Below are 21,896 nucleotides of genomic sequence, written 5' to 3' on the forward strand. Positions count from 1 at the left end.
CCCCGGCGGTCGAGCGGACCGCGCGCGCCCCTCCGTCCGGCAGGCGGACGGTGGGGTGGGAGGTGGGGTGGGCCCTCTCGGCGTCCGGACATTGAACCGATCGCCCGGACCGAGCCGTTGTCGCTCGCGTCGGCACCTCCGGGACGAGAGAGGGACACCGTGGCGGACGACAACGGCAACGGCAACGGCCCCCGGCGGCAGGGCAGACGGCCCGGCGGCCCCGAGGGCACCTGGACGCAGGTGGTGGACCAGGTCTTCCGCCTGCTGACCGCACTGCGGGACATGCTGCGGGCGCTGCGGCGGGGCGACCGCCCCGAGGGCGCCGGACAGCCGGCCGCCGCCAGCGCCGAGCCCCTCCGGGACGCACCCGAGCGGCAGCGGGGGGACCAGGGGCTACGGGACGAACGGGGGCTGCGGGACGCCGTGGAGGCACTGGACCGGGCCAAGGAGATCATCATGGCCGCTGACGCACAGCAGTTTCAGACGGCTCGGGCCCGCTGGGAGCGCCCGGCCCCGGACCGGCGGCAGGCGCCACCCCAGCAGGGGGCACCCTCGGCCGTGCCGGACGCCGGGCACCCGCGTCCCACCGCGACCTTCATGCCCGGCGGGGGATCGGAGGTGGACGCCGCCACCTTCACGCCCGGCGCGGGATCGGAGGTGGACGCCGTCGGCTTCCTGGCGGCGGCTCGGGCGGGGCGGGAACGTGGGGAGGCGGTGCGCGAACGTGGGGAGGCGGCTCGGGAACGCAGGGAGGCGGCTCGGGAGAGGGACGCGGAGAGGCCCGTACCGGCGCCCGTGCCTCCGCCCGTGCCGCCCAAGGTGCCCATTCCCTTGGCCTCCGCCGAGTCGCCCGAGTCCGCCGTCTCGCCCGATTCGCCGGGGCCGCCGCCCGTACCTCCGAAGGTCCCCCTCGCCCCCGACTCCGCTGTCTCCCCCGAGCCGCCCAAGTCCCCTGACCTCGCGGTCGCCCCCGTATCGCCCGTATCACCCGCTTCCCTCAACTCCCCCATCTCCCCTGTGTCCCCCATCTCCCCCGTCTCTCCAGACCCCCCGCGCCTCACGACAACCCCCCTCCCCCACACCTCGGACATAGGGGCGGAGGTCACCTCCGCGCTCTCCCCCGAGGCGCGGCAGTTCCTCAAGGGAGCGTCGCTCGGTTCGCTGAGCGACCAGCGGGCCGACTCGGCCGACCCCGCCGCCCCCTCCACAGCCCCCCGCTCCCGTACCCGCCCCGCGACGCCCGCCCAGGCTGTCCCCGGGGCGCGGAACACGGCGGGCACCCCACGTCGGCCCGGACGCCGTTGACACACACCGCCGTTCACGGCGGATCCCGCGTCCCCTGCCGAGCCCACCCCCCACCATCCCGCCATACGGAAAGGCACGCTCGATGCGCCGACTGCGCAGACGTACCCAACTACTGCTCGCATTCCTCCTGGTGATCGTCGGTGTGACAGGGACCGCCGCCGCGATCCAGTGGCAGAAGTCGGACGGGACGGCCATCAACGCCGAGAACGCCTCCGGCGGAGCCGATCGCACGGTGACGTTCCAGAACCGTACGGACGACCCGCTCTGGGTCGGTGCCACGGTCAACGCCGACGGCTCGGCCGTGCTGACCGGGCTGCCGAAGCTCGACCCGGGGCAGTCCGCGACGATCACGATCCCCGAGAACTCGGGGGCCGGGCACTGGCGCGGAAAGTTCTTCGCCCGCCAGGGCTGCGCCGGGGAGGACGGCTCGACCTTCCACTGCGCGGTGGGTGACTGCGGGCCGTACGCCGACCGCTGCTCGACCGGTGAACAGCCCACCAGTCTGGCCGAGTTCAACTTCGACCCGAAGGACGCGCTGGCGCCCTGGTACAACGTGAGTTACGTCAACGCCGTGTCCGTGCCGATCACCATCACCCCGGACGGGGTGCAGGTGCCGGAGTCGGGCGCGTGCCAGACGATGGGCTGCGCGAAGGACCTGATCTCCGCCTGCCCGGCCGAGAATCTGACCAAGGACCCGGCCACGGGCGAGGCGCTGGTGTGCGTCAACCCCAACCGGGACGCCAAGACGCCCTACAGCGACGCGATCAGCGGGCAGTGCCCGACCGCGTACGCCTGGTCGAAGCAGGACACCGAGCCCGGCAACCAGACGGTCCGCCAGTGCACCGAGTGCACGGGCATGACGGTGGCCTTCGGGACCGGCGCCGCCGCTGCCGCCCCGGTCGAGACCGAGCCGCGCGAGGCCGTGGAGGGGGCGGCGCCCGCTCCCGAGCAGCCCAAGGCCCCGGACCGCGAGGGCACGGGCGCCAAGGGCGTGAGCATCAACCCGGAGCCCGGGATCACCGAGGCGATCGTCGACTCCGGCGCCGCCTGGTACTACAACTGGGCGTCGTCGACGGGTCCGGTCGCGAAACCGGAGGGTGTCGAGTACGTCCCGATGATCTGGGGTCCCGGCTCGGTCACCGACGCCGAACTGAACGCCGCCAAGCAGGAGGGCACCAGCCTGCTGGGCTTCAACGAGCCCGACCACGGCGGCCAGGCCGACATGACCCCCGAACAGGCCCTGGACCTGTGGCCCCGGCTCCAGTCGACGGGCCTGCGGATGGGCGCCCCGGCCGTCGCCGCGAACGCCGATGTGGCGGGCGGCTGGCTGGACCGGTTCATGACCGGCGCCCAGCAGCGCGGACTGAAGGTCGACTTCATCCCGGTGCACTGGTACGGCTCCGACTTCGGCCCGGACGCGGTGAACCACCTGCGTGACTATCTCCAGCGCGTGTACGACCGCTACCAGAAGCCGATCTGGCTGACCGAGTACGGCCTGATCGACTGGTCGTCGGGGTCCGCGCGGCTGCCGGGCGAGCAGGAGCAGGCGGCGTTCGTGACATCGTCGACGCACCTGCTGGAGGGGCTGGACTTCGTCGAGCGGTACGCGTGGTTCACGCTCTCCACGGACACCTTCGGGACCGGCCTCTACACCGGGGCCACCCCGAACGCCTCCGGTCAGGCGTACCGCGCGCTGGGCTGAGCCCGAACGGGCGGAAACGGGGCTGTGGATGCCCGTTTCCGTTGAACCGCCCTCACCCGTACACCCGTTGTACGGGTGAGGACGCGCGCCGGGCGATGCAGCGGCTGGAGGTGAGAGGCATGTCAGAGACGCTTGAGCCGCTCACGGATCCCCTCGGCGTCCTGGTGCCCGACCCCGGCGAGGATCTCCAGCGCGCGTTCCCAGGAGGCCCGGGCCGCGGCCCGGTCACCGGAGGCCAGTTCCACCTCGCCGAGGTGGGTCAGGGTGTCCGCCTCGCCCCACCGGTTGCCGACGTCGTGGTGGGTCTTGAGCGCCTCGTGGTAGTACTCGATGGCGGTGGCGGGCCGGTCGAGCCCCGCGTGCACGGTACCCAGGATGTCCAGGACGACCCCTTCGACCCAGCGGTTGTCCTCGGCGCGCAGCACCTCCAGCGCTTCCCCGAGGCACTCGACGGCCTCGGTGGCTCTGCCCTGCCGCTGGTAGGCGTCACCGAGGTTGGCGAGCGCGATGCCCACGGCCCACATGTTGCCCAGCTTCCGGCTGAGGGCCAGCCCGCGGCGAATGTACTCGACGGCCTTGCCGAGCCGTCCGGCCCGCAGATGGGCGTCGCCGAGATTGCCGACGGTGGACACCCGCCCCTGTACGTCCCCGACCTCGCGGAAGGCACGCATCGCCAGCAGCAGATGCTGGACGGCCTCGTCGTAGCGGCCACCGGCGCGCAGCGCGGCGGCCAGGTCCATCAGGGCGCGGGCCTCACCGGCCCGGTCGTGCACGGCGCGGACGGCGGCGAGACCGGTACGGGTGGTGTCGAGCCAGTCGGTGTGGTGGCTGCGCAGATAGAAGAACCCCCACAGCACGGCGGGCAGCCGCCAGGCGATGCCGGACCGGCCGGTCGCGGCGGCCTGGTGCACCGCGCCGACGAGGTTGGCCCGTTCGTCCTCGCACCACCGCAACGCCTGTTCATGGCTGTCGAACTCAAGGGGACGGCACCCCTCGGGCACGGGGTCGAGCCGGACGCGGGGCCGCTTGGGGGTGAGGTGGGGGTAGGTGGCGTCGGCGGTGTGCAGATACCAGGCCAGCAGCCGCTCACCGGCCCGCTCGCGCTCCTCGCCGGTCTCCTCGGCGGCGACCCGCTCGGCGGCGTAGACCCGCAGCAGGTCGTGCGGGGCGTAGCGGCCGGGGACGTGCTCGGTGAGCAGATGCGCCCGGGTCAGCTCGGCGAGCAGCCGCCGGTTCTCCTTCACGGGGAGCCCGGTGAGGGCCGCGGCGGCGGGCGCGGACAGATCGGGTCCGCGGTGCAGCCCCAGCAGCCGGAACAGCCGCGCGGCCGGGGCGGACAGCGCTTGGTACGACCACGAGAACACCGCCCGTACATCGGTGCTCAGATCCTCACCGGCCGCGAAGGCGTCGAGGCTGCCGTGACTGCCGCGCAGTTCCCCGGCGATGGCGCTCAGCGGGAAGCCCGGGTGGGCGGCGGCGTGGGCGGCGACGATGGCCAGTGCCAGCGGCAGCCGGGCGCACCGCGCGACGATCTCCTCGGCCGCGTCCGGCTCCGCCGCCAGCCGCGCGCCGCCGAGCCGTCGTGCCAGCAGGTCGTGCGCCTCGGCCGCGGTGAGCTGGTGCAGCGTCAGCGGATGCGCCCCCTCGCCCACCACCAGGCCGGTGAGCTGGTTACGGCTGGTGACGATGACCAGACAGCCGCGCGCGCCCGGCAGCAGCGGGCGGACCTGCTCGGTGTCCCGGGCGTTGTCCAGCAGGATCAGCATCCGGCGCCGGTCCAGCAGGCTGCGGTAGAGCGCGGCCTGAGCGCCGAGACCGGCGGGGATCTGCTCCGGGGGGACGCCGAGCGCGTCCAGGAAGACCCGGATGGCGGCGCTGGGCGCCACCGCCGCGCCCGTCGGGTCGAAGCCGCGCAGATTGATACAGAGCTGCCCGTCCGGGAACCGGTCGGCGATCTCGTGCGCCCAGTGCACGGCCAGCGCGGTCTTGCCGATGCCCGCCATGCCCCCGATCGCGCTGATCACCACGGTCGCGGGAACGCCGCCACGCTTGGGCAGCAGCGCCCGTACGCGGTCGAGTTCCGTATGCCGTCCGACGAAGGTGACGAGGTCGGCGGGGAGTTGGGCGGGGCGGGGGGTGTGGGGGGTGCGTGGGGGCTCGGGCGCGGGTGTGACCGGGGGCGGCGTGGGCGTGGGCGCGGGTTCGGGCTCGGGCTCGGGCTCGGGCTCGGGGAGAGCCTCGGGAGAGTCCCCGCGACTCGCGACTCGGAGGTTGGGCCGGGAACCGGCGACCGGCGACTTGTCCGCCGCCAGCGGCTCGTCCGCCGCGAGGATGCGTTCGTGCAGCTGCTGGAGGGCCGCGCCGGGTTCGATGCCCAGCTCGGTCATCAGGGTGCGCCAGGTCCGGCGGTGGACGGCGAGCGCCTCGGCCCGCCGCCCGGACCGGTACAGCGCGAGCATGAGCAGCCGAACCGGCTCTTCGCGCAGGGGATGGGCAGCGGCCAGCGACATGAGTTCGGGGATCACCTCGCCGTGCCGCCCGAGTTCGACATCGATGTCCCACCGTGTCTCCAGGGTGGCCAGCCGCAGCTCGTCCAGCCGGGAGCGCTCGGACTCGGCGGCGGCGCCGGGAAGCCCGGCCAGTGCCGCGCCCTGCCAGGCGCCGAGCGCGGTGTGCAGCAGTGCGGCGGCGGCGGATGTCTCTCCCGCAGCACGCAGCCGCCGCGCGTGGGCGACCTGCCGCTCGAACACGGCGAGATCGAGGGCGTCAGCCCCGAACCGGGCCAGATAGCCATCCCCGACGGAGACGATCACCGGTACGGCACCGTCCGCGTCCCGCGCGGGATCGAGCACCTTGCGCAGCCGTGACACATAGGTCCGCAGAACCGATACGGCGGCGGCGGGTGGCTCGGCGCCCCAGACGGCGTCGAGGAGTTCATGGAGGGTGACGGGGCGCCCCCGGCGGATCAGCAGAGTCGCCAGCACCACGCGCTGCTGGGGCGAGCCGAGATCCAGTTCCCGTCCACCCCGCCAGGCCCGGACCGGCCCCAGCACGGCGAAACACACCAACTCTTCCGGGGCGTTCACGCGCCGCACTCTACCGACCCGCGCCGCACATTGAACCGTTGGGCGTGCGGGGGCCGTTGCGCTAGCGCGAAGGACGTCGGAAGGGAAAGAAGGGAAGGCGTATGGGCCGGGGTGAAGAGACCGATCAGCCGATCACGGGGGACGACCACTTCGCGGTGGTGATCTCCGGCGACGGTTCAGCCGCGATCGACGGCGAACCCGTAAGGATGGCGCCGGGCCAGGAACCGGACGCCGCGATCCTGGACGCGCTGCACACACTGGCCCGCGCCCGCGCCACCAAGGTGACCGCCACCATCTCCGACCCGTCGGCGGCGTACGTGGCCCACATAGAGGTGGCCCCCGACGGTTCGAGCAGACTCCTGGAACAACGGGAGACACCGGTCGGCGTGGTCGACGTGTCGGTGACGGACGAAAACGAGAACGAGGACGAGGACGAGGACGAGGACGACTTCGAAGACGAGGAACCGGACAAGGAGCCAGACAAGGAACCAGACGAGGAACCGGACGACGAACCGGACGAGGAACCGGACGAGGAACCGGACGAGGACGACGCCGCCCCCGAACCCCCACCACCCCCACCCCCGATTCGCACCCCTCCTCCCCCACCCCCACCCCTGGTCAGAAGGCTGGACCGCAGGAACGGGTCGTCCCGTCAGTCGGACGACGAGTACGCGCCCGCCGGGCTGCTCCAGCGCCCGCTGGTGGTGGCCCCGGCGGCGCTGGCGGTGGCGGGGATCGTGGTCGTGTCGCTGGTGGTCCTGGGCAGCGGTGATTCGGGCGGAGACTCGGAGCAGGCGTCGGCCCGTTCGAGCACACAGCTGAGCGAGAGCCCCACGACGACGGAACCGGCGCCGACCTTCTCGGTATCGGTCACTTCGCCGCCCCCGTCCGCGTCGCCCTCGGCATCGGCGTCATCCAGCCCGAAGGCGAAAAGCGCCGAGGCCAATACGAGTCCGGAGCCGCCGCCCGACGTCACCACGGTGACGGCGACGCCGCCGCGCAGTGTGGAGACGGTGACGCAGAAGCCGGCGGCCGACACGGCGGGCACCGCGGTGCGCCGGCTGGCGGAGAGCGACCCGGGCGGGCGGCACATCTGCTACCGCGCGTATGTGACGGGACAGGGCTGGCAGAAACCGGTGTGTGACGGGACGCTGGCCGGTACGACGGGCCAGGACAAGGCGATCAGGGCGCTCAACATCGCGGTGTACGGCACCAATGGCTCGGCGGCCAGCGCCTTCCAGCACAACCCCGAGTCGACCAACGGCGAGGGCAAGTGGGCACCGAGCTGGACGGCCGTGACGGGTGACGGCAAGGACTTCTACATAGGGAAGACATCCGGCCCGTACATGACCGGCTTCGCGGTCAATGTCGGCAGCGGCCAGATCTGCCCGTCCGCCAAGGTCCGCGGCTACGACTGGGGCAGCCAGGGCTGCGCCGACCCACGCCCCGACTTCGTCTTCGGCGGCACCCTGGAGAACACCCGCTTCCTGGAAGCGGTCAAGTTCACGGTGTGACCGATGACGTGATTGCCCGCCCGCCTCCACCGGGTACCCCCTACCGTGGACGGGCACGGGCAACAGGCCGGCCGACACCGGGAGAACCCCGAGGGAGCCCCGTGGAAGCGGAACTGATGGCACTGGTCGGGACCGGTGCGAGCACGGTGGTCGCGCTGATGGTCACGGACGCATGGGAGCGCGGAAGACAGCAGGTCGTACGGCTCTTCGCCCGCGGCGACGACAGGGACCCGGACACGGTGGCCGGAGAACTGGAGGAGAGCCGAGCCGCGCTGGTCCCGACGGCGGACACCCCGGACGACGAGGAGGCCACCGCCGAACTGACGACGACGGTACGACGACGCCTGCGCGACCTGCTGGAGCGCGACCCCGAAGCGGCGGAGGAACTCCGCCGCCTGGTGACGGAGTTCGCCCCCGCGACCGCCGCCGACGCCGTGCACAACAACGTCGGCGGCGGCACGCAGCACGGCCCCGTGGTCCAGGGTCACACCTTCACCGGCCTGACGTTCCACGTCTCCACGAACACCACGCCGCCACCTCGGACCGACTGAACGCCCGAGCGACTCGGCCTCCGAGACAGCTTCGATCCGCAATTGGTGGTAATTCCTGATCAGCGGCAATACCGATGACAGCGGGCTGATCGTCCCGCACCGCAAGCGCCTTCGACGGCCAAACACAGCCTTCCGAAACACCCTTTAGGCTGTCAGGTGCTCGGCGAGCAGCGCAGCGACTTCCGCCACGTCCCGGTAGTCCTGCAACCGGCCGAGGATGACGCGAACCCGCTCCGCCACCCTTTCCGACAATATGCCGGATCCGAGGGAGATTACGCGCTCGGTTACGACTGCCGCCTCTTCGGGTTCGTTGGCGTCAGCCAGCGCTACGGCCAGCCAAGAGAGGTACAGCGCCATTTCCCGTGTATGCGTGGCGTCATATTCGCTGAGCACCTCCCGGAGCAAGGGCACGGCACGTAAAGGCCGGTGAAGCTCCGTGTAGACCCGGGATTCCATGACTCGGAGTTCGCCGACGTCGACCCAATACAGGTAGGCGGGTGATTCCGTGCCTTCGCTGTCTTCGCTGAGGGCTTGTCCGGCTTCCCCCAGCGAGCGCATGGCCTGTTGTCCGTTCTCCGCTCCTCCGGCTTTCGTGTGAGCCCATGCCACACGGTCCAGATACAGCGCGCGGGCTTTCGGGGGTGCTTCGGCCCGGGCGTCCCGGAACGCTGCCTGAGCCAGGATGAGCCCTTCGGATTCCCGCCCCGTGTTGCTCATTTGGTAAGCGAGAGATCCCGCAAGATTCCCGGCAAGGGTATGGTCTTCCGCTTGCCGTGCGGCGCTGATCCCCAGCCGATAAATGCGCTCTGCCTCCTCGTGGCGTCCGGCGTCACTGGCAATCCATCCGGAAATCTGCGCCAACTCCCCGATCTGTCGCAGGAGTTGCCGCCCCACTTCGCCGGTGTGCGTGCTCTCTCGGTACAGCTTCACAGCGCGCCGAAGGTCCCGAAGTGCCGGGCGGATCAGGTCCCCACCCGCCAGCACGTCATCAGCCAGCCTGAGCCCATGCACCCGTTGCTGTAGTTCATCCACCGTGCCCATTCCGACACGTCGCCCTTTGTTTCCTTCCCGTGGGCTTAGCGGGTCCTCCTCGGGCAGGAAGTCGGCCAGGGTCGGCAAAGGGGGCTCAGCGGGCTTGTGAGGGGCGGTGAGGGTATCCACTGTCACGCCCAGCGCGGCGCCGAGAGACGGCAGCCATTCACGGGGCATGCGCTTGCCCGTCTCCCACCGGCTGACCTCTTGCCGCCCGACCGGCTCGCCGGCTACTCGCGCTACCCGGCAGACTTCCCGTGCGAGGCGCGCCTGACTCCACCCGCGCTCTTCGCGGAGTCGCCGGATGTTGGCCCCGATGCTGCTGCCCATGCCCCAATTCTGGCCGACAGGTGGCCTACAGGGGGCCGCTAGTCGGTGATCAATTCCGGGGAGACGCTGTACCGCGTGACCGAGCGGACTGGCGCGGCATCCCGAGGGGCACGGTTGATCAGCGTCGCGCTTACCCCATGAATCCGAACTCCACACCCGCAAGGAGTCTGCAATGAATGCTGCCCAAAGCTCCCTCAAGTTCGCATGGTTAGAGGTGACAGGGTTGTGCAATGAGTTCTGCGATCACTGCTATGCGGACTCCTCACCCAAGGGAACGCACGGCACCATGACCGTGGAAGACTGGATGCGTGTCATCGATCAACTTACCGAGATCGGTGCTGCTGACGTTCAATTCATCGGTGGCGAACCGACCCTGCACCCGAACCTTCCGGAGCTGATCCGGCACGCGCACAGCTCCGGCTTGTCCGTCGAAGTCTTCTCCAACATGACCCACATCCGGGACGACCTGTGGGAGGCGTTCACGGACTGCGGGGTCAAAATCGCCACGTCGTACTACTCCGACACAGCAGAGGAACACGATACAGTGACTCGGCTCCGGGGTTCCCACAACCGGACCCGCGCGAACGTGCAAAAGGCGCTGAGTCTCGATATCCCGCTTCGCGGCGGGGTCGTGGCGGTCCGGGAAGGTCAGCGCGTCCAAGAGGCGGCACAAGACCTTACGGCGCTCGGGGTCGGCATGGTTGGCGGTGACAAGACCCGGGCATTCGGTCGGGCGAGTAAGGGCGCTGCCCCGACCATCAGTTCCCTGTGCGGGCACTGCGCCCATGAGAAATGTGCCATCGGTCCGACCGGCGACGTGTGGCCGTGCGTTCTCGGCCGATTCCTGAGCATCGGAAATGTGCTGAGTTCACCCCTCTCCGAGATTTGGGGCGGGGCCCAGATGGCGGAGATAGTTGCCCGTATCACGACCGAGCACGGAGGAGGCGCACAGTCCTGTACTCCGCCGCAGTTCCTGCCCATGTGTGGCCCATGTGGTCCGTGTGTTCCCTCGATCGGACACTGTGACCCCAGGTAGGCAGACAGCGCCGCTACGATCGGCTCACCGGCCTGACTTGCTGCGATCATGGGGAGCGCACAAATGAACGATCATGGGGACGACTTCGGGGTTTGGGGATGGGAGAGCGAAAGCAGCACCGCACAACGAACCGAAGAGGAATGGGCCACGATTGCCCGCTACATTCGGCATGCGGCAAACAAGGTCGGCCCCGATCTCCCACTGTGTCTCCCTGGCGAGCCCCAGGAATGCGGGCGGACCGCTCAGCAACACGTGTTGGCGTGGGCCTCCCATCTCAAGGCCGTGGCCCACCACCTGATCGAGCAATCCACCCCCAGCGAGGCAAGGGGGGCGTTCGCAGCCGGGCCCCTGTACCAACGGCGGCTGGCGGAGCTTCGCTCCCAGAGCGCCCACGTGCATGCCTCACACTGACCGGCCGAGCCACTGACGGCCCGGACCCCGCCGCCCAGAGGATGGGAATCGGCGGGGCCCGGGGTCGAGCGGTGCGGTTCTACAGGTCGGCGGACCGGGCGAGCCCGACCAGCCCGGCGAACGCGGGGACGGAGACGGCCAGGACGGGGCCGTCGGTGCGCTTGCTGTCCCGGATCGGGACTATGCCGGTGGTAGTCGCGTGTGCGGGGGCCCACTCGAAGCAAGCCCCGCCGTTGTCCACGCTGTAAGAGGACTTGACCCAGTGGATAGGTTCGGTCGTGGTTGGCACGGATACCCCTTCGTACCTCATCGATCACGGCCACCGATGCCGCTTGCAAGACGGCTTCGGCCTGTAGCCGATGGTAGGCACGCACTCACCAACGGCAGGACCGAGCGGAACGCATACAGCCAAAGTCACCCGCCACTGAACGCCCGAGCCCCGCCGTCCCGGAAGAGGGGAAACGGCGGGGCTCGGTGTTGTGCGGTTACAGGTCGGCGGACCGGGCGAGCACGACCAGCCCGGCGAACGCGGGAACGGAGACGGTCAGCACGGGGCCGTCAGTGCGCTTGCTGTCCCGGATCGGGACTATGCCGGTGGTGGTCGCGTGCGCGGGGGCCCACTCGACGCAGGAGCCGCCGCTACCGCTGTAGGAGGACTTGATCCAGTTGGGTGGTTCGGTCGTCACGGGATGCCCTTTCGTACCTGACGGATCATGGCGACAGACTCCGCTTGTGACAGTGCTTCTGTCTGTAGTTGATGGTAGGCCCTCACCAACGGACGAACAGAAGTGATCTCGCGGTCCAAGTAGCCCTGCGTCTGCGACTCAAGATAGGCAACCACGGACCGGTCAGTCAGTGTCAGTAGGTTCACCAACCGGTTGAAGGGGCGTTGTTCCCCCATGGTGTAGGGAGCGACCTGCAACGACGTGTTCGGCTGTTCGGCGAACTCCAGTAGCCGCGCCAACTGTGCGTTCATGACCTCGGGTCCGCCGATCGTGCGTCGGATACAGCTCTCGTCCAGCACCACGAACACGAGGGGCAGCGGATCCCGAGCGAACCCAGCTTGCCTCTCTATCAGGAAGCCGACTCGCTCCGCAGCTTGCTCGGCTGTGATGGAACCTCGCCGGACATGACCCGCCTCGATGGCTGCTGCGTACTCGCGTGTCTGAATCGGCCCCGGAATCAACCCGACTTCGAAGAGCCGAACCTCTTCAGCCCTCCCCTCGTACCCGACGTACTCCGGGAACCCTTCAAGTAACGCCCTCTGCCGCACGGCCAGACTCCGGCGTACGAACTCGTCCCCGGTGCCGAAGGTCTGATCAGCACTTGCCGCAAATCGTTGAGTTGGCGGGCGACGACCAGTTTCCACGGCAGAGATATGCGACCCGGTGCACCCCATGCGCTCCGCCAGCTCGTCTTGAGTCCAGCCACGAGCATCCCGCAACCTGCGTAGATGCTCCCCGAACGCTGCCGAAGGCGACGATTCCGGGTCCAGTTGCTTCCGGTTCACCATCCGATTCCCAACCAATCAATCAAGTCGCGCAAGTTGAACGGCCCTCCGACTCTAGGTCACTCTGACTCCACCCGGTAGTGGAATCACTACAGAGAGGAGTGGGCCATGCCCGACCGGACCGTACCGGAGCAGCACCAGGCACCCCAACTCAGCATCGGCGACCTCGCGTTCGACACCCGGACCAGAACCCTCGGCATCGTCATGGACACCGGCAGCCGCTACTGGCTCCGTCCGCCCCGGGGCGGCATCGAGTGGGAGGCGTCGCCCGCCGACGTACGGCCGGCGACCGTCGCCGACCAGCTCCGCCCCGCCCTCACCGAAGCGAACGCCCGCAGCCGAGGGGACGTGACCTGGTGAACCCCACCGGCGGCTACTGGGCCGAGATCACCGCCGAAGGCCACGTCTACGGACGGGACGAGACCGCCCGGGTAGTCCTCGCCGAGTTCGAGAGCCCCCTCCTGCACACCTCCGCCCACTGGCTGGCCACCCAGGCCCTCCGTATCGCCGACCGGCTGGACCCCCACCCCGGACAGTCGCCCTGGTGCCCCGCCGAAGCCCTACGCCCGGTCACCGAGACCATCACCGAGACGGAAGGCGACGTACCGACCCTCCTACGACAGTGGGCGAACTCCCCCGACGAACAACAGTCAGTCGTCGCACAGTTGGAATCCGGTGACCCCTTCGCCTACATCGCCAGTGACCACACGGGGCTCTACGTCCTCGCCCTCTGGCCCGTGTCCACCCCACGGAACCCACCCACCCCGCGCCCCCGCCACGCACGCCACCGCAAACCACGGCTACGGCCCACCCTGCGCAACTGGCGCACCCGCACCCTGGCGCTGATCCGGGACTTCTGCGAAGGCGTCCGCCCCGGCTCCACGGAGACCACATGCTGACCCTCGACCAGCTCATCGCGGTACAGCCGGGTCCACCTGACCCCGAGGAGTGCGACTGGTGCCGGGTGCTGCGGGACAGCCTGCACAGCCGAGCCGAGCGCGGAGACATCAACGGCGTGTGCACCGCCCGCGACCTCCGCTCGCTGCACGAGAACCGGGCCCATGAGGGCCGCCGGGTATCCCGGCCTTCTCGTGACGGATGCTGAGTGGGCGTTGATCGGCGGTCGCGGGATGTACCGGAGCGTTACGGGCCCTGGTCCACGGTGTACTCCCGGTTCAGCGCCGGGGCGAAGGGCGGGGTGTTCCAGGATCTGGTGGATGCCCTGATCGCCGAGGCGGCGGCGCGTGGCCAGGTCGGACCGGAACGGGGCCGAACCCCCTCGCGGCTTCCTCCGAAACAGCCAGCACGCATCACCCACACCGACGCCGGCTTCGGCAAGACCGTCACCGTGACCAGCTGCCCGTGCGCCCACTCGAACCCGACGAGGACACCCGTACCGAGTCGCGATTCCCGCCGACAGATGTCACGCTGAGATCAGACGTCTTTGCCGGTTCACGGCCGCGTTCCGGCCGGGATCGTTCGAAGAGGGACAGCGAAACATGTCACGACGGTCCCACCGCTCAGTGCGCGTTCATGGAGTCGCGCGGGGATCCGTCTCCCGTTCGGCGATCAGCTGAGACATGTACCGGCCGCTTCCCTGAACGTGGCACCCGTGAGCGTGGTTCGGTGTGACGAGCCGGCTCCAGGACCTCGATGCGGGAAGGGCCTGCGCGACACCTGGAGTTCACATGGCTCGATATGACGACCTCTACGTGCTGGAAACCACGGCCGAACCACAGCCGGCCGAGCAACCGTCACCCGCGCGACAGCCGAACGGGGAGAAGGCGCCCGGGCGGTCGATCCACCGGTACGGACGGCTCAGCATCGTCTCCGATGTGGACCACGAATCGCCCACGGCCGTACCGAGTGCGTCGGAGTTCGAGGACGCCAGGAACGGTCTCAAGGACATCGAGCGTCTCGGGCTCCAAGCACTCCGCCTGCGCCAGTCCGAGAGCTTCATCGCCGCCAAGGTCGACCGGCCGCGGGCCGGGGAGCGCTGGGACATGCCCAGCTGCACCACCGTGGTCCCCACCCCCACCTCGGCCACGCATCCCGGGGCGGCGGCGTTCGCCCCGCCGACGAGCGCCTATCTGGAAGGCAGTGTCGCGGTCGGGATCGTCATCGTCCAGGGCCCCACCGCCGCACTGCAATTCACCGACGACGAGCGGACGAAGGTCGTCGCGGAGGTCCAGAACGGGCTCGGGTGGCTGGCGAGCGCCAACCCGACCGCCGGAGTCAGCTTCAGCTACGACATCCAGACCGTCACGCTGTCGACCCCGGCCGACCCCTCGGCGCCCGACCTGGAGGCGCTCTGGCGGGACCCCGCCATGGGCGCGCTCGGCTACAGCGCCGACTGGAACGGCGTCCTGTCCTACGTCGAGGCCATCCGGAGCGGGCTGGGCACCCGGTGGACGTACTGCGGCTTCTTCACCAAGTACCCCGTCGCTCACTTCGCGTACGCCAGCATCGGCGGGCCCCGGGTGGTGATGGACTACAACAACGACGGGTGGGGCCCGGACAACATCGACCGCGTCTTCGCGCACGAGTCAGGGCACATCTTCGGCTGCCCGGACGAGTACGCCAGCAGCGGGTGCGACTGCGGCGGACGGTGGGGGCGTTTCGGCGTCAACAACGGGAACTGTGCCAACTGCGCCCCGGGCGGCGGATCGGCCTGTCTGATGAAGGAGAACGACTTCAGCTTCTGCGACTACACGGCGAGCCACCTCGGCTGGTCGGTGGTGACCCCGCTCTTCGCCCGGCACAGCGGCAAAGTGCTGGACGTCTCGGGCATCTCGCCGGACAACGGCGCGCAGATCATCCAGTGGGACCACTGGGGCGGCAACAATCAGCGCTGGCGGCTGGAGGCGGTTGGCGACGGGTACGTCCGGGCGGTCGCTCAGCACAGCGGCAAGGTGCTGGACGTCTCGGGGGTCTCTCCTGACAACGGCGCACCCCTGATCCAATGGGACTGGTGGGGCGGTGACAATCAGCGCTGGCGCTTCGACACGATCGCCGACGGGGTCCATGTGCTGGTGGCGAAGCACAGCGGCAAGGTGCTCGACGTCGAGGGCCTGTCCAAGGACAACGGTGCCCGGCTCATCCAGTGGGACTACTGGGGCGGCGACAACCAGCGCTGGCAGTTCCAGTACCAGCCGCTCTTCGCCAAGCACAGCGGCAGGGCGCTGGATGTGTCCGACATCTCCACGGCGAACGGCGCACCCGTCATCCAGTGGGACTACTGGGGCGGTGATAACCAGAGCTGGCGGCTGGAACCGGTCGGTGACGGCTATGTGCGCATCATCGCGAAGCACAGCGGCAAGGTGCTCGACGTCGAGGGCGTCTCGATGGACAACGGTGCCCGGCTCATCCAGTGGGACTGGTGGGGCGGCGACAACCAGCGGTTCCGGGTGGAGCCCGTCGAAACCGGCTACTTCAAGCTGACGGCGAAGCACAGCGGCAAGGTGGTCGATGTCTCGGGCATCTCGATGGACAACGGCGCGCAGATCATTCAGTGGGACTACTGGGGCGGCGACAATCAGCGGTGGCGCTTCTGACCGCGTTCGGTCCCGCCGCACGTGACAACCGTCCGCAGGCCCGGCCCCCGGGGCGAGTCCTGCGGACAGCCCCACCACAACGACCGGTGCGGGCGCGGCCACGGAGTCCCCGACGAACCGGATGGAGCAGGACGGTATGAACGAGAAGCGCGAGGCACTCGTGCTGGTCGAGGACGCTGACTGGGAGACCGTGATCGTCGCGCTGCGCGCGCTCGGTCCGGTCACCCAGTTGCTGCCGCCGAGACTGGCCCTGTTCGCCCTGCCCGCGGACCCGCGCACACAAGTTCCCGAGCTGCCCGGCACCGCGTGGTACGTGGAAGACCTGCCCCCCGAGGTGTACGACCGCCTCTCCGAACAGGAACAGTTGTTCGTGGGCGCCTGGAGAGCCCGCCGCACCCCGAAACAACGCCCCGGCAACCACCTGCCCTGGGACGCCCCCGGCCACCTCCCTCCCGACCGGCCGCGCTCCGACCCGTCCTGAGGAACGGGGGCCATGGCCCGCGGATCCGCACAGGCGCCGGACGTGGTGGCGAGGTCGAGGTGCGTCCGGTTCTTCGTCGCCGTCCTGGCCTCCGGGACGGGAACGACGTCGATGCCGACGACGACCGGGTCCGGCCAGACGAAGCCGCCGACGGGGCCGCCGGCCGGGCCTCCGACCGAGCCAGCATAGGTGCCCGCCCCGGCGCCCACTGCCGGGCCGGCGCTCGCGAGTCGGCTCGCTGTCTCTACCGAAGTGTGGCGCGGAAATCGTGCACCGCGCCGACCAGTTCGCGTACCCGGTCGAGGTGGGCCCTGTTCTCGAACTGGCCGCCTTCCTTGAAGAACGTGCCCACCACCGCGCCGTCGGCGACGGAGAGTTGCTCACCGACGTTGTGTGCCTTCACGCCGGTGTTGACGAACACAGGGGTGTTGCCGGAGGCGTCCTTGACGATGCGCAACGCCTGGGTGTCGGTCGGCGCTCCGGCGGTGAGTCCGGAGACGCAGATGGCGTCCGGTGCGGTGGCGAAGACGGTGCTCTCGGCGATGCCCTTGAGGTCTCGGTCGGCGAGGTACTTGGCTGACTCCGGCACGATGTTGAAGAACAGCTTGACGTCACCCGCTCCGATGCGGTGGCGGTAGCGGGCGACCTCGCCGACGTTGGTGTTCCACAGACCGAAGTCGGAGGCGTAGACGCCGGTGAAGATCTCGCGTACCCACTGGGCGCCGGTGGCGACCGCCAGGTCTATGGACGCGCGCCCGTCCCACAGGACATTGACCCCGTAGGGGATCGTGAGGTCGGGGAGCAGTTCGCCGATGATGCGTGCCATGGTGATGGCGGTGATGGGCTCGGTCTCGGTGAGGTAGGGAAGACTGAACTCGTTGGAGATCATGACGCCGTCGACGCCGCCGGTTTGCAGGGCGTCGAGTTCCTCCCGAGCACGGTTCACGATGGCGGCGATGCCGGCCTCGGAGTCGTAGCCGGGGTCGCCGGGCAGGGCGGAGAGGTGGAGCATGGCGATGATCGGTTTCGGGGCGTCGAAGACGTCGTTGAGCCAGGTGGTCATGGTCTTGGTCTCATGCTTTCTTCGTTGAGGCGGCGGGGGCGCCGGTAGGCGGCCGGTGCGGGGCGGCGTCCGGTCTAGGCGGTGAGGTTGTCGATGCCGTCGCGCCAGTAGGTGACGCTTTCGATGAGATCCCGCAGCACGGCGTCGTCGTCGGCTTCATGGGCGGGAATGATTTCGAGGTACAGCTCGATCTCGGGAGCGGTCCAGTCGAGAAGTGCGGGGAGTACCTCGTCGCGGTGGACGAGTCCGTCGAGGTTGTTGCCCGCGGTGAAGGCACCGTGGTGGTCACTGCCTCGCGGCGACTGCTGGAGTTGGACGACGGGGGTGTGCCGCCACTGCTCGTGGAGCCAGGCCACCGGCTGGTCGCTGGTCGAGCCGGTCCGCAGTGCTGCGGGGTGCCCGAGGTCGAGGCAGAGCCGCCACGGGGTGAGGGTGCCGGAGAGGTCGGTTTCGAGTTGGTGGGCCTCGGGGATGGAGTGGCCCGGCTCCCGGTTGACGGCGAGGTTCTCGAACAGGAGGTAGTCCAGGCCGGCGCCATGGGCGTGAGTGCTGAGCCGCCGCAGCCGGCGGACGAGGTCGGCCCATAGCTCCGTATGGCGAACGGGGTCACGGAAGCTCGGCACGGTGAACGCGCCGAGATGGCCGCCCGTGCCGTGCGCGCCCATGGCGGCGGTGACCGCGATGACCTGTTCGTACCAGCGTTCGGCGCTGTCGCGCTCGGTGGGGGAGTCCGAGAGGAGAAGGTTCGAGCCGTAGGCCCCCAGACCGGTGAACACGCTGTTGACGCGGATGCCGTGGCTGCCGGCGATGTCGCGGACTTCGGCGGCGTGGTCCAGGGCGGCCGTGGTGCCGAACGAGGGGGGCAGCAGGTCGAGACTGAACTGTGCTGCGCCGAGGCCGAGTTCGTCGGTGATGATGCGTGCCCATTGTTCGGGGCGGGTCCACCGCTTGACGGCGAAGCAGGTGTTGATTCCCAGGGTGATCTTCGGTTCGCTCATGCGGGGAAGCTCGACTCTGCGCTGTATCCGAAGTCCGCGATGAGCGGGTGCGCGTTGATGGTGGCTGTCACGGGGGAGATGAGGAGCGTGAGGTAGCGGGCGATGTCCTCGGGCTGGTGGACCGGGTAGTCCACCGCCTTGTACCCGTCTTCCTCGATGCCGAGGTCGTTGCGCGACTGGGGGGTGTCCACGACGCTGGGGCAGACGCAGTTGACGCGGATGCCGTCGTCGCGGAGGTCGACGGCAAGGGCTTTGGTGAGCATCAGGACCGCGCCTTTGGACGCGACGTACGGAGTGTGCCGGGGCGAGGCGAACAGCGCCGAGTCCGAGGCGACGATCGAGATCGCCGGCCGGCGGGTGCTGCGGCGCAGGGCCGGCAGAGCGTGCTTGACGGGCAACCACTGGCCGCGGACGTTGACACCGAAGAGGCGGTCCCACTCGGCCGCGGTGATCTCGTCGATGTTCTTGCCGTAGACGTTGGAGATGCCTGCGCAGAGCACCATGTAGTCGATGACGCCGAACCGTTCGACGACGCGGGCGATCGCGGCCTCGGTGGAGGATTCGTCGCTGATGTCGGCCTCGGCGGCCAGGGCCTCATGACCGCTGGAGACGAGTTCCGCGGCAACGGCCTCGGCGGTGGCGAGATCGCGATCGAGGAGCGCGACCCGCACCCCCTCGGTGGCCAGGAGGCGGGCGGTCGCCCGCCCGATGCCGGAACCGGCTCCCGTGATGACGGCGACGCCGTCGCGAAGCTGTAGATCCATTGCGGCTCCTTCGGTGTCACCGGCGGCTGCGGGCCGCGAGTCGGTGAGATACGGGGGTCATGGCGTCGCCGAGTTCCCGCCACAGGGCGTAGGCCTCGTCGTAGATCTCGGTCCGCCGCGGGTCGGGTACGACCGGGTCGCCGAACCGGGCGTAGCCGCCCGCTTCCTCCCACGACCCGATCACCTCAGTGCCCATGCAGGCGAGGATCGCGGCCCCGATGGAGGCGCCCGGGTGGTCGACGACGGGGTACATCTCGGTGCCGAGCACCTCGGAATGGATCTGTTTCCAGAGAGTGGACCTGCTGCCGCCGTTCGTGATGCGGACGGTCGTCAGCGGTACACCGAGTTCGCGGAAGATCTCGACGTGGTGGCGGAACCCGAACGCGATCGCTTCGAGGACCGAGCGGTACAGGTCGGCGCGGGTGTGGCCGAGGTGCAGCCCGGCGAAGTTTCCCCGCAGGCGCGGGTCGTGCAGGGGGGACTTCTCGCCGAGGAAGTAGGGCAGGCACAGGACGTCCGCGGGTGTGCGGGCGGCGGCCTCGTCGTCGAGCTGGAGCAGATCGGTACCGCCGACGATGCTCTGGAACCAGCGGATGAGGCTTCCGCTGGTGGCCATGCAGCCGTTCGGCAGCCAGTGGCCGGGCCGGGGGTGGGCGTCGAGGTAGAGGCGGCTGTCGGTGATCGGCCTGTCGCTCGCGACGAGGATGTCGCCCGCGCCGCCGAGCTTGACGAGCCAGTCACCGGGCCCTTCGACTCCCGCGGCGAAGGCCGACAGGACATGGTCGGCGCCACCGACCACGAGCCGGGTGGAGGTGCTCAGGCCGGTGGCCCGGGCCGCCTCCGCGCTCACCGTCCCCACGACGGTGCCCGGGGCGGCGACCGGCGGGATGACACGGAGGTCGAGTCCCGCGGCGGCCGCGACGCTGTCGAGCGGTGTTCCCTCGAGGGCGAACAATCCGGACTCGATCGCCCAGTTCCGCTCGATGTGGGGGTGCGCGCCGAGCTGGGACAGGACCCAGTCGTACGAGCCCTGGACGTGCTGGACGTCCGCCCAGACCTCGGGCTCGTGCCGGGCCAGCCACAGCAGGGTCGGGGCGACGGACTGCTGAGTGATCGCGGATCCGGTGAGGGACACCATGTCGATGCCGGTGGTGAGTTCACGCAGTTCCTGCACCTCTTGGTCGGCGCGGGCGTCGTTTTGCAGGATCGCCGCACGCACGGGTGTCCCGTCGGCCTTCACGGCGACGATCGCGGGGACCATGCCGGAGGTGGACACCGCGGTCACGTCGGCCGCGGAGACACCGGAGACGGACAGCAGCTCACGGATGGACTCATGGACATTGCGCAGCCACTGGCCGGGATCCGCCTCGGCGAAGCCGGGGCGGCCGGCGAGAAGCTTCGAGGGCCGGCTCGTCTGCGCGACGATTCCGGCTCCGGGCGTGAAGAGCACGCATTTGGTGCCGGTCGTGCCGATGTCGATGCCGATGGCGTAGCCGGTCACTGGGCGGTCTCGCTACTCGTGTCGGTGGGGTGAGGGGAACTGATGACGGACACTCCGGCCGTCACGGCCGAGGCGATCAGGGGCGAGTCGGTGACCTCATCCGTGACCAGGACGTCCGCGGCGCTCAGTGGCGCGATGTTGCAGAAGTGGGCGCGGCCCATCTTGGAGTGGTCGGCGACGACGATGAGCCGGTCGGAAGCATCGATGGCGGCCCGTTTCACCGCGCTCTCGTCCCGGTGGTAGTCGGTGAAGCCACGCTGTTCGTGGACGCCTGCCACACCCATGACGAAGGTGTCGCAGTTGTAGCGGCGATAGGTCTCGGCCGCCTCCGCTCCGATCAGGCTCAGCTCGCCGGGACGAATGAGCCCTCCGGTGACGAGGACGCTCGTGTCCGGTTCCTCCGAAAGCTCGATCGCGACCAGCAGGCTGGGAGTGATGACGGTCAGGCCCAGCGCCCGCCCCCGGATGGCCCGAGCGACCGCGAGTACCGTGCTGCCGCTGTCGAGGATCACGGTCTCGTGTGCGGAGAGCTGCCCGACCACGGCTTCCGCCATGTGCTGCTTGCTTTCGACGTCCAGATTCGAGCGGGCCTCGAAGGTGGGCTCGGCGCTCTTCCCGAGTGCGATCGCGCCTCCGATGATCTTGCGAGCCACGCCTTCCGCCTCAAGTGACTCGATGTCGCGGCGGATGGTCATCTCTGAGACCCGGAACCTCATGGCAAGGGTGCTGAACTCGATCTCGCCCTGATTCAGCAGCTCATCGCGGATGAGTTCCCTCCGGCTCCCCATCGCCTTCGCCATCGGGTGACTCCTTCCCTCGATCGGTGGCGCCGTCAGATGTGAGTATGTCACACGTATCGGGGCTCGGTGAAGGGGCATGTGAACGGGTCCCAGATCCGCCCGACGAGGTGCCCTGCACTCGGCCCACATGCATGATTTGAACAAAAGTGCAGGTCAAAGCCCTGTGGAGGTCGATGCGGATTCGGTGTGATTACGGTTCGTCCCGTCTATTGCAATCGGGCCCGGACTTCGTAAGATGAGATCTGGTAACAGGGTGCT

The 21,896-nt window shown here is 69.4% G+C and carries 20 protein-coding genes; 10 read left to right on the forward strand and 10 right to left on the reverse strand.

From position 1 onward, the window contains the following. Nucleotides 1-159 precede the first annotated feature (159 nt). Complete coding sequence (locus tag ACFRFC_RS02540) at nucleotides 160-1,305, forward strand: hypothetical protein (protein WP_382681921.1); 1,146 nt, start codon at nucleotides 160-162, stop codon at nucleotides 1,303-1,305. Nucleotides 1,306-1,387: 82 nt separating this feature from the next. After that, nucleotides 1,388-3,007, forward strand: coding sequence for a glycosyl hydrolase (locus ACFRFC_RS02545; RefSeq protein WP_382681918.1), 1,620 nt, complete (start codon nucleotides 1,388-1,390; stop codon nucleotides 3,005-3,007). 122 nt (nucleotides 3,008-3,129) lie between these two features. On the opposite strand, the gene ACFRFC_RS02550 is transcribed toward ACFRFC_RS02545, so the two are convergent. Then, on the reverse strand, nucleotides 3,130-6,093 hold the full coding sequence (locus ACFRFC_RS02550) for a BTAD domain-containing putative transcriptional regulator (RefSeq protein WP_382681915.1): 2,964 nt from the start codon (nucleotides 6,091-6,093) through the stop codon (nucleotides 3,130-3,132). Nucleotides 6,094-6,194: 101 nt separating this feature from the next. On the opposite strand from ACFRFC_RS02550, the gene ACFRFC_RS02555 reads away from it, so the two are divergent. Further along, a complete protein-coding gene (locus tag ACFRFC_RS02555; protein ID WP_382681912.1) occupies nucleotides 6,195-7,607 on the forward strand; it encodes a hypothetical protein in 1,413 nt (470 codons plus the stop codon). Nucleotides 7,608-7,708: 101 nt separating this feature from the next. Next, nucleotides 7,709-8,158, forward strand: a complete 450-nt coding sequence (locus tag ACFRFC_RS02560; RefSeq protein ID WP_382681909.1) for a hypothetical protein — start codon at nucleotides 7,709-7,711, stop codon at nucleotides 8,156-8,158. A gap of 144 nt (nucleotides 8,159-8,302) precedes the next feature. On the opposite strand, the gene ACFRFC_RS02565 is transcribed toward ACFRFC_RS02560, so the two are convergent. Further along, nucleotides 8,303-9,520, reverse strand: coding sequence for a helix-turn-helix transcriptional regulator (locus ACFRFC_RS02565; protein ID WP_382681907.1), 1,218 nt, complete (start codon nucleotides 9,518-9,520; stop codon nucleotides 8,303-8,305). A gap of 172 nt (nucleotides 9,521-9,692) precedes the next feature. Between ACFRFC_RS02565 and ACFRFC_RS02570 the strand changes: the two genes are divergently transcribed. Further along, a complete protein-coding gene (locus ACFRFC_RS02570; protein ID WP_382681904.1) occupies nucleotides 9,693-10,556 on the forward strand; it encodes a radical SAM protein in 864 nt (287 codons plus the stop codon). Nucleotides 10,557-11,046: 490 nt separating this feature from the next. Here ACFRFC_RS02570 and ACFRFC_RS02575 read toward each other — a convergent pair whose 3' ends face one another. The 3 genes from ACFRFC_RS02575 to ACFRFC_RS02585 all read right to left on the reverse strand — a co-directional run bounded on the left by ACFRFC_RS02575 (nucleotide 11,047) and on the right by ACFRFC_RS02585 (nucleotide 12,480). Continuing rightward, complete coding sequence (locus ACFRFC_RS02575) at nucleotides 11,047-11,256, reverse strand: DUF397 domain-containing protein (RefSeq protein ID WP_382681901.1); 210 nt, start codon at nucleotides 11,254-11,256, stop codon at nucleotides 11,047-11,049. A 196-nt stretch (nucleotides 11,257-11,452) separates the two neighbouring features. Next, nucleotides 11,453-11,653: a DUF397 domain-containing protein gene (locus ACFRFC_RS02580; RefSeq protein ID WP_382681899.1), complete on the reverse strand. Its 201-nt coding sequence runs from the start codon at nucleotides 11,651-11,653 to the stop codon at nucleotides 11,453-11,455. Beyond that, the gene (locus ACFRFC_RS02585; RefSeq protein ID WP_382681896.1) at nucleotides 11,650-12,480 is read right to left on the reverse strand and encodes a helix-turn-helix domain-containing protein; all 831 of its coding nucleotides are present in this window, start codon (nucleotides 12,478-12,480) and stop codon (nucleotides 11,650-11,652) included. Before ACFRFC_RS02585 ends, ACFRFC_RS02580 begins: the two co-directional genes overlap by 4 nt. Nucleotides 12,481-12,585: 105 nt before the next feature. Between ACFRFC_RS02585 and ACFRFC_RS02590 the strand changes: the two genes are divergently transcribed. From ACFRFC_RS02590 to ACFRFC_RS02610, 5 genes are all read left to right on the forward strand, one after another. Further along, nucleotides 12,586-12,837, forward strand: coding sequence for a hypothetical protein (locus ACFRFC_RS02590; RefSeq protein ID WP_382681893.1), 252 nt, complete (start codon nucleotides 12,586-12,588; stop codon nucleotides 12,835-12,837). Further along, a complete protein-coding gene (locus ACFRFC_RS02595) occupies nucleotides 12,834-13,376 on the forward strand; it encodes a hypothetical protein (protein ID WP_382681891.1) in 543 nt (180 codons plus the stop codon). Before ACFRFC_RS02590 ends, ACFRFC_RS02595 begins: the two co-directional genes overlap by 4 nt. Continuing rightward, nucleotides 13,370-13,582: a hypothetical protein gene (locus ACFRFC_RS02600; protein ID WP_382681888.1), complete on the forward strand. Its 213-nt coding sequence runs from the start codon at nucleotides 13,370-13,372 to the stop codon at nucleotides 13,580-13,582. The genes ACFRFC_RS02595 and ACFRFC_RS02600 overlap by 7 nt, the downstream gene beginning before the upstream one ends. A gap of 583 nt (nucleotides 13,583-14,165) precedes the next feature. Next, nucleotides 14,166-16,031 carry an RICIN domain-containing protein gene (locus ACFRFC_RS02605; protein ID WP_382681885.1) on the forward strand — a complete coding sequence of 622 codons (1,866 nt, stop codon included), beginning with the start codon at nucleotides 14,166-14,168 and terminating at the stop codon, nucleotides 16,029-16,031. Nucleotides 16,032-16,167: 136 nt separating this feature from the next. Next, nucleotides 16,168-16,512, forward strand: a complete 345-nt coding sequence (locus tag ACFRFC_RS02610; RefSeq protein ID WP_382681882.1) for a hypothetical protein — start codon at nucleotides 16,168-16,170, stop codon at nucleotides 16,510-16,512. 244 nt (nucleotides 16,513-16,756) lie between these two features. Here ACFRFC_RS02610 and ACFRFC_RS02615 read toward each other — a convergent pair whose 3' ends face one another. The 5 genes from ACFRFC_RS02615 to ACFRFC_RS02635 all read right to left on the reverse strand — a co-directional run bounded on the left by ACFRFC_RS02615 (nucleotide 16,757) and on the right by ACFRFC_RS02635 (nucleotide 21,638). Then, on the reverse strand, nucleotides 16,757-17,575 hold the full coding sequence (locus ACFRFC_RS02615; protein WP_382681880.1) for a BtpA/SgcQ family protein: 819 nt from the start codon (nucleotides 17,573-17,575) through the stop codon (nucleotides 16,757-16,759). 74 nt (nucleotides 17,576-17,649) lie between these two features. Continuing rightward, entirely contained in the window at nucleotides 17,650-18,573 is a 924-nt protein-coding gene (locus tag ACFRFC_RS02620) for a sugar phosphate isomerase/epimerase family protein (RefSeq protein ID WP_382681879.1), read from the reverse strand. Next, on the reverse strand, nucleotides 18,570-19,337 hold the full coding sequence (locus tag ACFRFC_RS02625) for an SDR family NAD(P)-dependent oxidoreductase (protein ID WP_382681875.1): 768 nt from the start codon (nucleotides 19,335-19,337) through the stop codon (nucleotides 18,570-18,572). Before ACFRFC_RS02625 ends, ACFRFC_RS02620 begins: the two co-directional genes overlap by 4 nt. 16 nt (nucleotides 19,338-19,353) lie before the next feature. Continuing rightward, nucleotides 19,354-20,838: an FGGY-family carbohydrate kinase gene (locus ACFRFC_RS02630; RefSeq protein WP_382681873.1), complete on the reverse strand. Its 1,485-nt coding sequence runs from the start codon at nucleotides 20,836-20,838 to the stop codon at nucleotides 19,354-19,356. After that, nucleotides 20,835-21,638 carry a DeoR/GlpR family DNA-binding transcription regulator gene (locus ACFRFC_RS02635; RefSeq protein ID WP_382681870.1) on the reverse strand — a complete coding sequence of 268 codons (804 nt, stop codon included), beginning with the start codon at nucleotides 21,636-21,638 and terminating at the stop codon, nucleotides 20,835-20,837. The genes ACFRFC_RS02630 and ACFRFC_RS02635 overlap by 4 nt, the downstream gene beginning before the upstream one ends. Nucleotides 21,639-21,896: the final 258 nt, after the last annotated feature.

It is taken from the genome of Streptomyces sp. NPDC056734, from assembly GCF_042790455.1.
In the GTDB taxonomy this organism is placed as follows: Bacteria; Actinomycetota; Actinomycetes; order Streptomycetales; family Streptomycetaceae; genus Streptomyces.